The sequence below is a fragment of the Rhizobium sp. BK196 genome (assembly GCF_014193255.1).
Classification (GTDB): domain Bacteria; phylum Pseudomonadota; class Alphaproteobacteria; order Rhizobiales; family Rhizobiaceae; genus Rhizobium.
In genome coordinates this window covers 121442-135035 of record NZ_JACHZB010000006.1, presented here as the reverse complement: position 1 = coordinate 135035, position 13594 = coordinate 121442, and the positions used below count along the sequence as shown (strand labels likewise).

Annotated in this window: 14 protein-coding genes; 4 read left to right on the top strand and 10 right to left on the bottom strand. The window is 60.5% G+C overall.

Translation table 11 applies throughout. From position 1 onward, the window contains the following. Nucleotides 1–11: 11 nt before the first annotated feature. The 10 genes from FHT78_RS20120 to ccoN all read right to left on the bottom strand — a co-directional run bounded on the left by FHT78_RS20120 (nt 12) and on the right by ccoN (nt 9353). The gene (locus tag FHT78_RS20120) at nt 12–740 is read right to left on the bottom strand and encodes a response regulator (RefSeq protein ID WP_183747957.1); all 729 of its coding nucleotides are present in this window, start codon (nt 738–740) and stop codon (nt 12–14) included. 278 nt (nt 741–1018) lie between these two features. Further along, the gene (ccoS, locus tag FHT78_RS20115; RefSeq protein ID WP_183747955.1) at nt 1019–1177 is read right to left on the bottom strand and encodes a cbb3-type cytochrome oxidase assembly protein CcoS; all 159 of its coding nucleotides are present in this window, start codon (nt 1175–1177) and stop codon (nt 1019–1021) included. Continuing rightward, the gene (locus FHT78_RS20110; protein ID WP_183747953.1) at nt 1174–3456 is read right to left on the bottom strand and encodes a cation-translocating P-type ATPase; all 2283 of its coding nucleotides are present in this window, start codon (nt 3454–3456) and stop codon (nt 1174–1176) included. The genes ccoS and FHT78_RS20110 overlap by 4 nt, the downstream gene beginning before the upstream one ends. Beyond that, a complete protein-coding gene (locus FHT78_RS20105) occupies nt 3453–3938 on the bottom strand; it encodes a FixH family protein (RefSeq protein ID WP_183747952.1) in 486 nt (161 codons plus the stop codon). Before FHT78_RS20105 ends, FHT78_RS20110 begins: the two co-directional genes overlap by 4 nt. Continuing rightward, nucleotides 3935–5503, bottom strand: coding sequence for a cytochrome c oxidase accessory protein CcoG (ccoG, locus tag FHT78_RS20100; RefSeq protein WP_183747950.1), 1569 nt, complete (start codon nt 5501–5503; stop codon nt 3935–3937). Before ccoG ends, FHT78_RS20105 begins: the two co-directional genes overlap by 4 nt. A gap of 258 nt (nt 5504–5761) precedes the next feature. Further along, nucleotides 5762–5947, bottom strand: coding sequence for a hypothetical protein (locus FHT78_RS29400; protein ID WP_183828054.1), 186 nt, complete (start codon nt 5945–5947; stop codon nt 5762–5764). A 14-nt stretch (nt 5948–5961) separates the two neighbouring features. After that, nucleotides 5962–6825 carry a cytochrome-c oxidase, cbb3-type subunit III gene (gene ccoP, locus FHT78_RS20095; protein WP_183747948.1) on the bottom strand — a complete coding sequence of 288 codons (864 nt, stop codon included), beginning with the start codon at nt 6823–6825 and terminating at the stop codon, nt 5962–5964. 1 nt (nt 6826) lies between these two features. Continuing rightward, nucleotides 6827–6979, bottom strand: a complete 153-nt coding sequence (locus FHT78_RS20090) for a cbb3-type cytochrome c oxidase subunit 3 (protein ID WP_183747946.1) — start codon at nt 6977–6979, stop codon at nt 6827–6829. Between the two features lie 8 nt (nt 6980–6987). Continuing rightward, complete coding sequence (gene ccoO / locus FHT78_RS20085; protein WP_183747944.1) at nt 6988–7722, bottom strand: cytochrome-c oxidase, cbb3-type subunit II; 735 nt, start codon at nt 7720–7722, stop codon at nt 6988–6990. Nucleotides 7723–7730: 8 nt separating this feature from the next. Continuing rightward, complete coding sequence (gene ccoN, locus FHT78_RS20080) at nt 7731–9353, bottom strand: cytochrome-c oxidase, cbb3-type subunit I (protein ID WP_183747941.1); 1623 nt, start codon at nt 9351–9353, stop codon at nt 7731–7733. A gap of 232 nt (nt 9354–9585) precedes the next feature. On the opposite strand from ccoN, the gene FHT78_RS20075 reads away from it, so the two are divergent. The 4 genes from FHT78_RS20075 to FHT78_RS20060 all read left to right on the top strand — a co-directional run bounded on the left by FHT78_RS20075 (nt 9586) and on the right by FHT78_RS20060 (nt 13587). Beyond that, entirely contained in the window at nt 9586–10314 is a 729-nt protein-coding gene (locus tag FHT78_RS20075; RefSeq protein ID WP_183747938.1) for a helix-turn-helix domain-containing protein, read from the top strand. A 17-nt stretch (nt 10315–10331) separates the two neighbouring features. Further along, nucleotides 10332–12257, top strand: coding sequence for a PAS domain-containing sensor histidine kinase (locus tag FHT78_RS20070; protein WP_183747935.1), 1926 nt, complete (start codon nt 10332–10334; stop codon nt 12255–12257). A gap of 290 nt (nt 12258–12547) precedes the next feature. Beyond that, nucleotides 12548–13000 (top strand): pseudoazurin, encoded by a 453-nt coding sequence (locus FHT78_RS20065; protein ID WP_183747932.1) that lies wholly within the window; start codon nt 12548–12550, stop codon nt 12998–13000. A 59-nt stretch (nt 13001–13059) separates the two neighbouring features. After that, nucleotides 13060–13587, top strand: coding sequence for a DUF1775 domain-containing protein (locus FHT78_RS20060; RefSeq protein ID WP_183747929.1), 528 nt, complete (start codon nt 13060–13062; stop codon nt 13585–13587). Nucleotides 13588–13594 lie beyond the last annotated feature (7 nt).

The window sequence follows — 13594 nt, the reverse complement described above, 5'->3', positions numbered from 1 at the left end:
ACGAGAATCAATTATCTCGAAGTTCGTCCCGGTCGACCGGTGAAGACATAACCGACGCCCCGCACCGATTGAATGAGATCCGGGCTCTTGGGATCATCCTCGATCTTCTTGCGCAAGCGGACGATCTGGGCGTCGATTGCGCGATCGAAGGCTTCGAGATTGCGGTTCCTTGTCAGATCCATGAGGGTCTCGCGCGAAAGGACTCGGCCGGGATTGCGCACGAAAACGAGCAGCATGTCGAACTCGCCCGTCGTCAAGGCAACGTCGCTGCCCTGGGGCGAAGTCAATCGCCTTCGCGATACATCGAGGGACCAGCCTTCGAAAGCGAGCGTTTCGTCCTCTCCATTGGAGGCGTGGGTCGCGTCCGAGGATGTGCGGCGGCGCAGGATTGTCCTCAGGCGAGCCAGCAGCTCCCTCAGATGAAAGGGCTTGGCGATGTAATCATCGGCGCCGACCTCGAGGCCGACGACCTTGTCCGTGACATCGTCCTGACCGGTCAGCATGAGGACCGGCACGTCGGACGTGCTTCGAAGCTCCCGAAGCAATTCGAGGCCATTCTCGCCGTTCGGGAGCACCAGATCGAGAAAAATAGCCGCGTAAGAGCCCTTGGCAAGTTCGGAACGCATCGCCGCACCATTCGCGACCGCGTTCACCTTAAATCCGTTGTCTTCGAAGTAACGCACCAGCATCTGCCTGATCCGCGCGTCGTCATCGACAACCAGAATACGGTCCGCTTCCATTGCTCTCGTGATCTTGTTTCGCCCTGCCGAACAGATAGCGCAGGAATTCGGCCTGCGCCACCGCTCCGTGCAGCCTTATGCTGTGGTTCCGAGGAAAAGCTGGTGATGACCTTGTGAAATCGGGTGGGGCGCCGCCGCAATTGTCCAGCGTTCGTGTCAACCCTACCACGCCGCGGCGATTGGAGCGGCACGCATTTCGTGATTCAGTCCGTCGAACAGATCGGACTGAGCAAGCTTCTCGTCCGTGAAGTGCGTCCGGCTTTTCCCGGCTGACGCGATCACGTCGCGGTCGGATCGGAATCATCGTCGGCGATCACCCGCCAGGAGGCGCCCTCCAGATCGTCGTACTGACCGCTTTTCAGGGACCAGAGGAACGCAGCGAGCCCAAGGCCACCCATGAACAACGCGATGGGGATGAGATAAACCAGCATATTCATGTGGCTTCAACCCTCTCATGGCGGACAGACCTGTCCGAGGCGGGCAGAGGATTGCTTCGGGCAGTAAACGCGTTCAAACGCAAGGCGTTGGAGACGACGATGATCGAGGAGGTGGACATCGCCACGGCAGCGATCAGCGGTGTCGCAAGGCCGGCGATCGCGATCGGCACGGCAAGAATGTTGTAACCGATCGCAAGCGCAAAATTCTGCCGGATGAGCGCGGCCGAGCGCCTGGCGATCCGGATCGCATCGGGGACTGCATCGAGCCTCTCGTTGAAGAAGACGAGGTCGGCCGCCTGGCGTCCGATGTCGGAAGCACTGGACGGCGCCATCGAGACATGGGCTGCGGCGAGCGCGGGCGCATCGTTGATGCCGTCGCCAACCATCAGAACGCGGCGACCTTCTTCTCGCAGGGCTTCACAAGCGTCCACTTTCTGCTTCGGTGTCAGTGCGCCAAGGGCGCGATCGACGCCGAGCCTGTGTGCCGTGCTTTCGACGACGGACTGGCGGTCGCCTGAGAAAATCAGTGTCTGGCAACCGGCCGATTCCAGATCGGCCAGCGCCTCGCCTGCCCCCGGACGAAGCGTGTCGTCGAAGAAGAAGCGCGCCAGCGCCACCCCGTTTGCCGAAAGCACGACCTCGGAAAGCGGGCTGTCTGATGTCACAGGCTCGGCCTCGCCGCAGGCGAAGGACGCGTTTCCGAGCCTGTAGACGATATTCCCGCGCGAGGTTTCGAGTCCGCCGCCTGCAACCTCCACCACGCGCTCGAACTGATCGGCCACGACTGCCTCACGCGAAAGCGACTGCGAGAGCGGATGCCTGGAATGCTGAGCAAGTCCCGCTGCGATCGCTATGCCACCGATATTGCCGGCCTCGGTTCGCACAAGCCTTGGTCGCCCGAGCGTCAGCGTACCGGTCTTGTCGAAGGCGACGGTGTCGACCTCGGCGAGCCGCTCGAGCGCCGAACCGTCCTTGACCATGACGCCCCTGCGAAAGAGCTCGCCGGCTGCAACGACCTGCACGACCGGAACGGCCAGTCCGAGAGCGCATGGGCAGGTAATGATGAGAACGGCGACGCCGACGAGCATCGCCTGCTTCCAGTCTCCGCCGATGATCCCCCAACCCAGAAACGACACCAGCGCAAGCAGGTGCACGGCGGGCGAATAGAGCGCCGCGGCCCTGTCGGCGATCCGCCGATAGCGCGCCCGTCCGCCTTCCGCGGCCTCCATCAGTCCAATGATCTCGGCAAGCAACGAGTTGCGTGCGAGCTTGGTAGCGCGAACGGTGAGCGAACCTGTCAGGTTCATTGCTCCGGAATGGATTTCCGTGCCAGGCTTGACGGCCACCGGGCTGCTCTCACCGGTTACGATCGACAGGTCGAGATCACTCTCGCCGCCGGCGACGATACCGTCGACGGGGACGCGGTCGCCGGCGGCCACGGCAATCTCGTCGCCGATGGCGATCTCCTCGACCGCCACGTAGCGTCTCGAACCATCAGCTGCCAGCACCAGCGCCCCACGCGGGGCAAGCCGCGCCAGCCCGTTGATCGCTGCGCGCGCCTTCTCGCGCATGACGTGGTCGAGGGTACGGCCGATCAGAAGGAAGAACAGCAGCGACACGGTGGCATCGAACCAGGCATGCTCGCCATGATGCATCGTCTCCCAGAGCGAAACCGCATAGGAGAGCGTCACGGCAAGCGAGATAGGCACATCCATGTTCGTGCGCCCGCGCTTCAACGCGTTCCAGGCCGATCGAAAGAAGAACCGACCGGAATAGACGAGGGCAGGAGCAGCGATCATCGCCGATATCCAATGGAACATGTCGCGCGTTGCCGCATCCGCGCCGGACCAGACGGAGACCGACAGCAGCATGATGTTTGCCGCCGCAAAGCCGGCAACCCCGACCGCAAGGAGAAGCTGATTCCGTGTCTTGTCGCTTTCGGCCGCAAGCGGCGCGAAGAGATGGACCCTGTATCCGGTCGCGCTGATCGCAGAAGTGATGCCGGTCGGATCGACCAGCTTGTTGTCCATCTCCTCCGCATAAACGCAGCTCACGCGCCTTGAGGTGAGGTTCACCCGGGCCTTGCGCACATAGGGCAGAGCCGACAAGGCCCGCTCGATGGTCGATATGCAGGCGCCACAGTGGACGTCGGGTACGCTGAGATCGAGTTGACGAAGACCGCCACCGAGCGCGTGGCTGGCGAGTGCGATCTCCTCGGCGCTGAAGGAAGTCGTGCTCATTGCCAGGACGCCGTCTGCATCCACAGTGCAGCAGGTCATTGGCCGAACTCCGCAGTGTCGATTCGCACAGCCTCGTGCATGACGATTTCGCCGCCGCGGCGCGAGGTCACCTCGACGATCCAGTCGCCTGTCGCGACCGCGTGATCCGCCTCGAACCGCCCCTGCGAAAGCTCGGTCAGGGCAACGTGAAAATCCTCGTGATCCCCGACCGGCCGTTTGAAGTTGGCCACGACGTCGTCGACATTAGCAGGCGAGCCGTCCCTGTTGCGGATGTCGTAATGGATTTCATCCCTCTGCAGCGACAACTTGCCTGTGATCCCCGAGGCGGCCATAGCCTTCATGGCGGCAGCCTTCTCATTGAATTGCTGGCTGGCGACATAGGTGTTTTCAACCACGAGCCCGCTCCAGCTCGACGAGGCATACCAGGCCATTGTGAAGTTGACGGCGATGATCACGCCGAAGAAGGCACAGGTCGTCAGCAGCATATGCGTTCCGGTAAATCCTTGTGTGCGGGTGCTCATCTGACATCTCCTGGGGCGTTGAATGCAGCGCGATAGGTCGCGCGGTCGGCATGGCCGGTATCTTCGATCGAGAAGAGGAATTCGTTGACGGCGTCGCCAGTCGGCTTACGGGTTACGAACACCTTCAGCGTCGTCGCGGCATCGGGGGCAGCATCGATGGTGAACTGACGTGCCTCCTCCTTGCCGAGCTCCGGAATGCGCATCGTCGCGCCATCGAGGCCCGACAGGCTCAGTTCGATCTTGCGCGGCGAGGGAACCATGTTGAGAACACGCAGCGTGTAGCCATTGCGGATCGATCCGTCGCTTTCCAGCACATATTGCGGATTGCGATCATGAACGACATTGAGCTCCAGTCGTTCGCGCATCGACAGATGCACGACCATGGCAATCCCGATGCAGGCCCAGACGGCGGCATAGAAGACAACTCGAGGCCGGAAAATGATGCGCCAGTTGAAGTGGCGAATGCCGTCGACAAAGGAGCCGTCCGGATTTCTGACAAGCGCCGGTTGGACGGGCGTCTTGCCTCCGGCGGTGGCAATGTTCATGTTGCTGGTATATTCGCTGAGCGTCGCATAGGCGATTAGGCCGCGGGGTTTGCCGATCTTGTCCATGACATTGTCACAGGCATCGATGCAGAGCGCGCAGGTGATGCACTCCATCTGCTGCCCATCGCGGATATCGATGCCCATTGGACAGACCGCGACGCAGGCGTTGCAGTCGACACAGTCGCCGGCGACCTGTCCCTCCGCTTGCGTTTTCTTGGCGTGGCGCGAGCGCTGTTCCCCACGCCAGTCATTATAGGTCACGACCAGCGAGTTTTCATCGAGCATAGCACCCTGGATGCGGGGCCAGGGGCACATATAGGTGCACACCTGTTCCCGCAGCAGCCCGCCGAAGACATAGGTGGTGGCTGTCAGAATGGCCACTGTGGCGTAAGCGACAGCGGGAGCCTGCCCGGTGAAAACCCCTTTGACGAGGGTCGGTGCATCGGCGAAATAGAACACCCAGGCACCCCCGGTGAAGACGCCGATGAGAAGCCAGGTCGCATGCTTGAGCAGGCGCTTGCGGAGCTTGTCGAAGGTCCACGGTCCGGCGTCGAGCTTCATTCTGGCATTGCGATCGCCTTCGATGGCACGCTCGACGACGAGAAAGAGGTCGACCCAGACCGTTTGCGGACAGGCATAACCGCACCATGCGCGGCCAACGGCCGAGGTGACGAGAAACAGCCCGAAACCCGCCATAACCAGCAATCCGGCAACATAGTAGAATTCCTGCGGCCAGATCTCTATGAAGAAGAAAAAGAAACGACGCGACGACAGGTCGATCAGAATCGCCTGATCGGGCGCATAGGGTCCGCGATCCCAGCGGATCCAGGGCGCAAGATAATAGATCGCAAGCGTGATCAGCATCACGATCCATTTGAACCGGCGGAAACGTCCTTCGACCCGTTTGGGGAAGACCTTCTTGCGCGCCGCATAAAGCGGCTGACGGTTGCGGCGGGCGTTGACCGGCTCCGCATTGACGCGTTCCACTGATTTGGGATCGGGTGCTGTGTAGAGGTTCATGGGCCTGTTCCGGTTTGTGACTGCCCTTCTCCTCCGTTTCCCGCTGACGATCCTTGATTCATGTCAAGAACGTGGTTTGCGGGGAGAAGGCCATGCCGGGCAGGGTGAGCCCTGAAGGACCCGCGCAATCGCCAGACATAGGCTGTTGAGTGCGGCCGTTCTTTGCGCTTGCTCAAATAGCAAGGGCCGCGCCCGAGAGGTGGGCACGGCCCTGGAGGACAACGGGGGAAAGCCGCTGGGACGCCCTCGCTTGCAGATCTAGCGGCTCGTCGGGTTGTGATCTTTGAGGCAGATCAAGCTTACGATCGAACTGCCGATCCTTGCTGGATCTTCCTGCTCGCAGGCCGGCGGAGTGGCCTTTGCACGTATCGACACGCGCGCGTGGATGACAGCGCGCGGCATGCCATAGAGTTCAAGGAGGGCATTATGGTCATGGTTCGTCATCGTGTCGGCTCCTCTTACTGGCCGCCGCCGAGCGCATGGACGAAGACGGTGAGTTCCTTGACGGTTGTGTCTCCGAGGCGCGCAGACCAGGCCGGCATGACACCGTGCTTCGGAGCCGTGACCTGACGGATAATGGCATCCTCACCCCTGCCCTTCAGCCAGATGGCATCGGCAAGATCAGGTGCGCCCATCTCCGGCTTGCCCTTGGCATCCTCGCCGTGACAAGCTGCGCAGTTGTCGAGAAATACCTGCTTACCCGCTTCTGCTAGGGCCTCGTCCGATGGCTTGTTCGTCAGGCTCCAGACATAGGCTGCGACCTGCCTGGTCTGATCCTTGTCGAGCATGTCGGCGAAAGCCGGCATTTCGGAGACGTGTGTGTCGGCATCGCTGTCGAAGCGGATGCCGTGGGCAATCGTCGTCTGGATGGAATCAAGGTCGCCGCCCCAGAGCCAGTCGTCGTCGTTGAGGTTGGGAAAACCCGGTCCGCCACTTGCACCCGAACCGTGGCACGGAGCGCAGTTGACCTTGAAGGCCGAGGCGCCACCAGCGATCGCGAACTCGCGAAGCGCCGGGTCGGCGTCGATTTCCTGCACGGTCTTGGCGGCGATCATGTCTTGGAATTTCATCTGGGAAGCCTTAGCGAGGTCAAGGTCCTGCTGCAGCTCGGCACGGCTGGAAAAGCCGAAATAGCCTTTCGTGGCCGATGTGATCATCGGAATGGCCGGATAGGCGATGGCATAGCCGATCGCCCACAGGATCGTTGCATAGAAGGTCCAGACCCACCACCTGGGCATTGGATTGTTCAATTCACGGATGCCGTCCCATTCGTGGCCGGTGGTCTCGACGCCGCTGATTTCATCAATATGTTTTTCCGACATCTCAATCATCCTTCAGAGGAATGTTGGCGGCATCCATGGCGGCCTGCTTGCCGCCGGGACGGAGCGTAAAAATGATCGCTCCGATGAAGAAGGCCGTCATTGCCAAAAGGCCCCAGCTGTCGGCGAAGTGCCGCATTGCGGTGTAGGTTTCCATGTTTCACCTCATCGATAGCCGGTGGCGTCGTCATAGGTCGAGAAGTCGACGAGCGTGCCGAGCATCTGCAGATAGGCCACAAGGGCGTCCATCTCGGTGAGTTTCGACGGATCTCCATCGAAGTCGCCGACCTTGGCTTTGGGATATCGCGCGAGAAGCGCTGTCGTATCGGCGTTGGGGTCAGCCTGCATCTTCATGTCCGCTTCCGCGCTGGCGATCATGTCGTCGCTATAGGGCACGCCGACATCGACATTCGCTTTCAGGTCCATGCCGACATCCTTGACGGTGACCTCGCGCTCCTTAAGGAAGGCATAGCTCGGCATGATCGATTCCGGCACGACGGCTCTCGGGTCCGACAGGTGCTGGACGTGCCACTCGTTGGAGTAACGACCGCCGACACGCGCAAGATCTGGACCCGTGCGTTTCGAGCCCCACTGGAAGGGGTGGTCGTACATGGATTCAGCGGCCAGCGAGTAATGGCCGTATCGCTCCACCTCGTCGCGGAACGGCCTGATCATCTGGCTATGGCAGAGATAGCAGCCCTCACGGATGTAAACGTTGCGGCCTGCCAGCTCGAGCGGCGTATAGGGACGCATGCCCTCCACCTTCTCGATCGTGTTCTGCAGATAGAACAGCGGCGCGATTTCGACGATACCGCCGATACTGACCACGAGCAGCGAGCCGACCAGAAGAAGGGTCGCGTTTTTCTCGAGGATCTGATGTTTGTCCAGGATTGATGCCATGTGTCACCTCACTCGGCAGCCTGTGCCTGCGGCACGTAGGCAGAAGGAATTTGGGCTTCGTCGCGCAGATGGCCGCGGATGGTCATGAAGACGTTCCAGGCCATCACGAGGCCGCCGGCCAGATAGAGACCACCGCCAAGCGTGCGCAGCACGTAATAGGGGAACATCGCAGCGACGGTTTCGGCGAAGGAATAGACGAGGAAACCCTGGGAATTGTATTCGCGCCACATGAGGCCCTGCTGGATGCCGGCAACCCACAGGACCGCCGCATAGACGACGATGCCGAGCGTTGCGAGCCAGAAGTGCCAGTTGACCATGCGCAGGCTGTAGAGGCGTTCGCGGCCCCAAAGCTTCGGTGTCATATAGTAGATCGCACCGAAGGTGATCATGCCGACCCAGCCGAGTGCACCCGAATGCACGTGACCAATGGTCCATTCGGTATAGTGGCTGAGCGAGTTCACGGTCTTGACCGACATCATCGGGCCTTCGAAGGTCGACATGCCGTAAAAGGCGATGGCGACGATCATCATACGGATGATGGGATCGGTGCGGATCTTGTCCCAGGCGCCCGACAGCGTCATCAGGCCATTGATCATGCCGCCCCAGGAGGGCATCCAGAGCATGACCGAGAAGACCATGCCGAGGGTCTGTGCCCAGTCGGGGAGCGCGGTATAGTGGAGATGATGCGGCCCGGCCCAGATATACATGAAGATCAGCGCCCAGAAATGGATGATCGACAGCCGGTAGGAATAGACGGGGCGGTTGGCCTGCTTGGGCACGAAATAATACATCATCCCAAGGAAACCCGCAGTCAGGAAGAAACCGACAGCGTTGTGGCCGTACCACCACTGCGTCAGAGCGTCCTGAACGCCTGAAAACAGCGAATAGCTCTTCGAGCCGAGGAAGGAGACCGGCACGGCGAGATTGTTGACGACGTGCAGCATCGCGATCGTCACGATGAAGCCGAGATAGAACCAGTTCGCCACATAGATATGCGGCTCCTTGCGCTTCAGGATGGTGCCGAGGAAGACGGCGAGATAGGCGACCCAGACGATCGTCAGCCACAGATCGACGTACCATTCAGGCTCTGCATATTCGCGCGCCTGATTAATACCGAGAACATAGCCGGTCGCCGCCATGACGATGAAGAGCTGATAACCCCAGAAGACGAACCAGGCGAGACTGCCACCGAAGAGGCGTGCGTGACAGGTGCGCTGGACGACGTAGAAAGACGTCATGATCAGCGCGTTGCCGCCGAAGGCGAAGATCACCGCAGACGTGTGGACGGGCCGGAGCCTGCCAAAATTCAGATAGGGAGCGAAGTTGAGATCCGGGAACGCCAATTGGGCCGCAATGACGACACCGACGAGGAAACCGACGACGCCCCAGAACACGGTGGCGATCAAACCGTAGCGGATGACCTCGTCGAAATAGCCGGACGGCTCGGCTTTCGGCAGCCGGCCCGCAGGCGAGAAATCCACGTTTCTCACAAGAAGCACGGTCCCCGCGAAAAGGCAGAAGCTCAGTATTCCCATGTGAATTGCGAATAGATGGTCGTGGGCGAAAGCAGCGCCAAGCAGTGCCAGGAATGCTGCCACGGCGACCACCATGGTTTCCGTAGTGTAGTTCATGATGACGTCCCCAGTGCGCAGACGACCACAGGGCGGTCGCCTTTCTCGTACTTTGAGGAACGAGTGTCATGGAGAGCTCGCCCGTTCCTTGATCCAGGTCAACGGAACCTCGCCTTTGTGCGTTGTTACAGACTGTTACAGAGCCTTACCCTTTGGCACCGTCCGCTCATTCGGCTGTGACCGAACGCCTTTCTATTGGTCTCACATTCAATCGGACACGGGGATCATTGGAATGTTGATGCAGGGCCAACAGGCATTCGAGAACGTCGATCTTGGCGCAAAAGCGGTTCAGGGCAATTCGCTGTCGTCGCTTTTCCAGACGTCGGCCACAGAAACGGTCGAAGCAGGAAAGGCGATCTGCTGGGAGGGGGATGCCGCACGGCATCTGTTCCAGATTACCGAGGGGGTCGTGCGTCTTCATCGCATCATCGGCGACGGACGCCGGGTCATCACCGCCTTTCACTTCGCCGGCGACGTCGTCGGCTCTTTCCTGCAGGGCGATTTCCTTTTTACCGCCGAAGCCGTGACGGACTGCAAGATCCGCCGCCTGTCGCGCAAGCAGTTCCAGGAAGAAATTGAGCGTTCCGAGCTTCTGCGGCCGGCTTATATCAACTTGCTCTGCCGGGAAACTGCGTCGGCCCACGATCAGCTCGTGCTCCTGTCCAGGAAAAATGCCGAGGAACGCCTCTGCACCTTCCTCATGAAGCTTGCAACCCGGGACGACCAGTCGCTTCGCCAGGGACTGCTCGAGGTACCGATGAGCCGGCAGGACATCGCCGATTATCTCGGCCTGACCATCGAGACCGTCTCGCGCTCGATCAGCAAGCTCGCCCAGAGGAAAATCGTCGTTCCGGATGGGCGCCACAATCTGCGCATCGTCAACCTTGCCCGCCTCGCGCAATTGTCGGGCAATGTAGATGATTTTTCTGAAAGAACCTGCCATAGGGGTAGCGTCCACTGATTGCGGAACCAATGCCCATGCCTCACCGCCTGATCTCGCCGCGCACTGCATCGCCCCAGGAACTGGACGCGCTCGTGCATGTTCTCGACGGGGCAGACATCATCGTGCACCGGCTCGAAGGAACGATCACCCATTGGTCGATTGGCAGTGAGACGATGTACGGCTGGACCCGTGAAGAGGCCGTGGGCGAGACCGTCTACAGTTTGCTCGATACCCGTTTCCCTGAGCCGATGGAGACCATACGCGCGCATTTGACGACGCGCGGCTTCTGGCAAGGCGAAGTCGTTCATCGTCACAAGAACGGTCGCGACATATTCGTTGCAACGCGTTGCGTGCTTGTCAATCTTCCCGACGGTGATCCGGTCGTCATCGAGGCAAACAGCGACGTCAGCGCCCTGCGCAAGGCGGAAGAGGCCGTACGGGCGCGCGAGGCGCACCTGTCGTCGATCCTCGACACGGTGCCGGACGCGATGGTCGTTATCGACCAGCACGGCAACGTCATGTCGTTCAGCAAGGCGGCCGAGACGCTCTTCGGCTTCCGCTCGGAAGAAATCTGCGGCCATAACGTCAAAAGGCTGATGCCGGAACCCTACCGCGCAGCCCATGACGGATACATCGACCATTATATTCAGACAGGTGAAAAGCGGATCATCGGGTACGGTCGCGTCGTGACGGGCCAGCGCGCCGACGGCAGTCAATTTCCGATGGAACTCCATGTCGGCGAGGCGACGGCGAATGGCGAGCGGATCTTCACCGGTTTCGTTCGCGATCTGACCAGCAGGTTCAAGATCGAGGAAGACCTTCGCCAGGCCCAGAAGATGGAGGCCGTGGGTCAGCTGACCGGGGGGCTGGCGCACGACTTCAATAATCTGCTAACGGTAATCAGCGGCAATCTCGAAATGATCGAGGACAAGCTCCCGGCAGGCCCGCTGCGCGACATGCTGCGGGAGGCACAGGATGCGGCGGCCGACGGCGCAAAGCTCACGGGACAGCTGTTGGCCTTCGGCAGGCGCCAGCCGCTGAACCCGAGGCAGGCCGATCTCGGCCAACTCGTCACCGGCTTTTCGGACCTGTTGCGAAGGACGCTCGGAGAAAACATCAAACTGTCGACTGTCCTTTCAGGATCCGATTTCAACGTACTGGTCGACAGTTCTCAATTGCAGAACGCGATCCTCAACATCGCTCTCAATGCGCGCGACGCCATGCCGAAAGGCGGCACTTTGACCACCGAGGTTTCACGTGTGCGGCTCGATGCAGACTACGCAAAAATGTACCCGGAAGTCCGCAGCGGCAATTTCGTCCTCGTCTCCATGAGCGATACCGGTGTCGGAATGAGCGAGGAAGTCAAGAAGCGCGCGATCGAGCCGTTCTTCACCACCAAGGAAGTGGGATCGGGAACCGGACTGGGCCTCAGCATGGTCTACGGCTTCGTCAAGCAATCTGGGGGCCACCTGCAGATCTATAGCGAGATCGGTCGCGGCTCGACGATCCGCATCTACCTGCCGGCTCTTTCAAGCGTCAGTGCCGGGGACGAGGCGGCAGTCGATAAAAAGGTCGAGGCGGCACTGCCGGGTGGCAACGAACGTGTTCTCGTGGTCGAGGACGACGCGCGCGTCCGCAGAGTTGCGGTCGCCAGATTGGCCGGGATGGGATATTCGGTGATCGAGGCAGACAACGGCCACCGGGCGCTCGAATTGCTTAAGAACGAGCCCGATGTCGCTCTTTTGTTCACCGACATCGTCATGCCCGGCGGCATGACCGGAGACGAACTGGCAAGAGCTGCCCGCCTCGAACGGCCTGACCTCGCCGTGCTCTTCACGTCGGGATATTCGGAGCCGGCCCTGGCGGCAAACGAGGTCATCGCCCGCGCACAATGGCTCCGAAAACCCTATACTGCGCGCGACCTCGCTCTGAAAGTACGTGAGCTCATCGACGCCCGGTGATTTGAGCGCATAAACCCTCCAAAAAATCCAGTAATCCGATTGTCAGCCGCGCGTTTGACGGTTTCGCCGACGCAAACCTGCATCCACGCCTGCCTTAACGTGGATGCTGTCATCAGCGTGATTGAGCGCTGCTCTCCCGTTTTCCTGCGTGTCGCCGAAACCGGACAAAGAGAGCCGCCTGTCGCCTGAATTGGCACCGCCAATTTGACGGGCATCAAAGAGTGAGGGGCTTGCATGTCCTACAACCGCAGCCGAGGCCAAGATCGGCCCCGAACGATAGGAGAAATGCAATGCGTCTGAAATTTGGACTGATCGCTGCCGCGGCGGTTCTGATGACATCGGCAGCGCCGCTCATGGCCGCCGACCATCAGATCCAGATGCTCAACAAGGGCGCTGACGGCGCGATGGTCTTCGAGCCGGGATTCGTCAAGATCGCGCCCGGCGACACCGTTACCTTCGTACCGACCGACAAGAGCCACAATGTCGAGACCTACAAGGGTCTTATTCCAGATGGGGCTGCTGAGTTCAAATCCAAGCCGAGCGAGCAATACCAGGCCAAGTTCGACGTGCCCGGCGCCTATGTCATCAAGTGCACGCCGCACGCAGGCATGGGGATGGTGGCGCTGATCCAGGTTGGCGACAACCCGGCCAACCTCGAAGCCATCAAGACCGCTAAGCTTCCGAACATGGTGCGCAAACGCCTTGATGCCGATCTCGGCCAGGTCACGCAGGTCACGCAATAATGCAAGGCCCTCACAGGTGGCGGCGCCAAGCGCCCCACCTGCGGACCAGGAGACATGTGATGATCAGACACTTGGCGCTCACCATGGCGGGCATATTTTGTATTGCCGGATCGGCGCAGGCCCATATCACTCTCGAGCAGGCCGAAGTGGTATCCGGCAAGGCCTACAAGGCCGTGCTGCGCGTGGGGCACGGCTGCGAAGGCAAGGCAACCGTCCGGATTAGGGTAAAAATCCCCGAAGGATTGCTGTCTGCCAAACCGATGCCCAAAGCGGGCTGGACGGTGGAAAAAATCCGCGGAACCTACGAAAAGAGCTACGATCTCTACGGCAAGTCAGTCAAGGAAGGCCTGACCGAGATCGTATGGCAAGGCGGCCAGCTTGCCGACGACGAATATGACGAATTCATCTTTCGCGCCACCGTGGCGAAGGAACTGCCCGCAGCGACACGAATTTATGTCCCCGTCGTCCAGGAGTGCGCCGAAGGTGCGGTCGAGCGCTGGATTGACATTCCCGCGGCCGGCAAGACATCCGATGATTATGAAACGCCGGCGCCGTTTTTCGACATCGTCGCGCAGCCTCACTCCTGAGACGGGC

Excerpts from the sequence above, each read along its gene's own strand:
- ccoO (WP_183747944.1), bottom strand. The coding sequence starts at position 7,722 with ATGGCATCAATCCTGGACAAACATCAGATCCTCGAGAAAAACGCGACC.
- ccoN (WP_183747941.1), bottom strand. The coding sequence starts at position 9,353 with ATGAACTACACTACGGAAACCATGGTGGTCGCCGTGGCAGCATTCCTG.
- FHT78_RS20065 (WP_183747932.1), top strand. The coding sequence starts at position 12,548 with ATGCGTCTGAAATTTGGACTGATCGCTGCCGCGGCGGTTCTGATGACA.
- FHT78_RS20110 (WP_183747953.1), bottom strand. The coding sequence starts at position 3,456 with ATGACCTGCTGCACTGTGGATGCAGACGGCGTCCTGGCAATGAGCACG.
- FHT78_RS20105 (WP_183747952.1), bottom strand. The coding sequence starts at position 3,938 with ATGAGCACCCGCACACAAGGATTTACCGGAACGCATATGCTGCTGACG.
- FHT78_RS20070 (WP_183747935.1), top strand. The coding sequence starts at position 10,332 with ATGCCTCACCGCCTGATCTCGCCGCGCACTGCATCGCCCCAGGAACTG.
- FHT78_RS20090 (WP_183747946.1), bottom strand. The coding sequence starts at position 6,979 with ATGGAAACCTACACCGCAATGCGGCACTTCGCCGACAGCTGGGGCCTT.
- ccoS (WP_183747955.1), bottom strand. The coding sequence starts at position 1,177 with ATGAATATGCTGGTTTATCTCATCCCCATCGCGTTGTTCATGGGTGGC.
- FHT78_RS29400 (WP_183828054.1), bottom strand. The coding sequence starts at position 5,947 with ATGACGAACCATGACCATAATGCCCTCCTTGAACTCTATGGCATGCCG.
- ccoP (WP_183747948.1), bottom strand. The coding sequence starts at position 6,825 with ATGTCGGAAAAACATATTGATGAAATCAGCGGCGTCGAGACCACCGGC.
- FHT78_RS20060 (WP_183747929.1), top strand. The coding sequence starts at position 13,060 with ATGATCAGACACTTGGCGCTCACCATGGCGGGCATATTTTGTATTGCC.
- FHT78_RS20075 (WP_183747938.1), top strand. The coding sequence starts at position 9,586 with ATGTTGATGCAGGGCCAACAGGCATTCGAGAACGTCGATCTTGGCGCA.
- FHT78_RS20120 (WP_183747957.1), bottom strand. The coding sequence starts at position 740 with ATGGAAGCGGACCGTATTCTGGTTGTCGATGACGACGCGCGGATCAGG.
- ccoG (WP_183747950.1), bottom strand. The coding sequence starts at position 5,503 with ATGAACCTCTACACAGCACCCGATCCCAAATCAGTGGAACGCGTCAAT.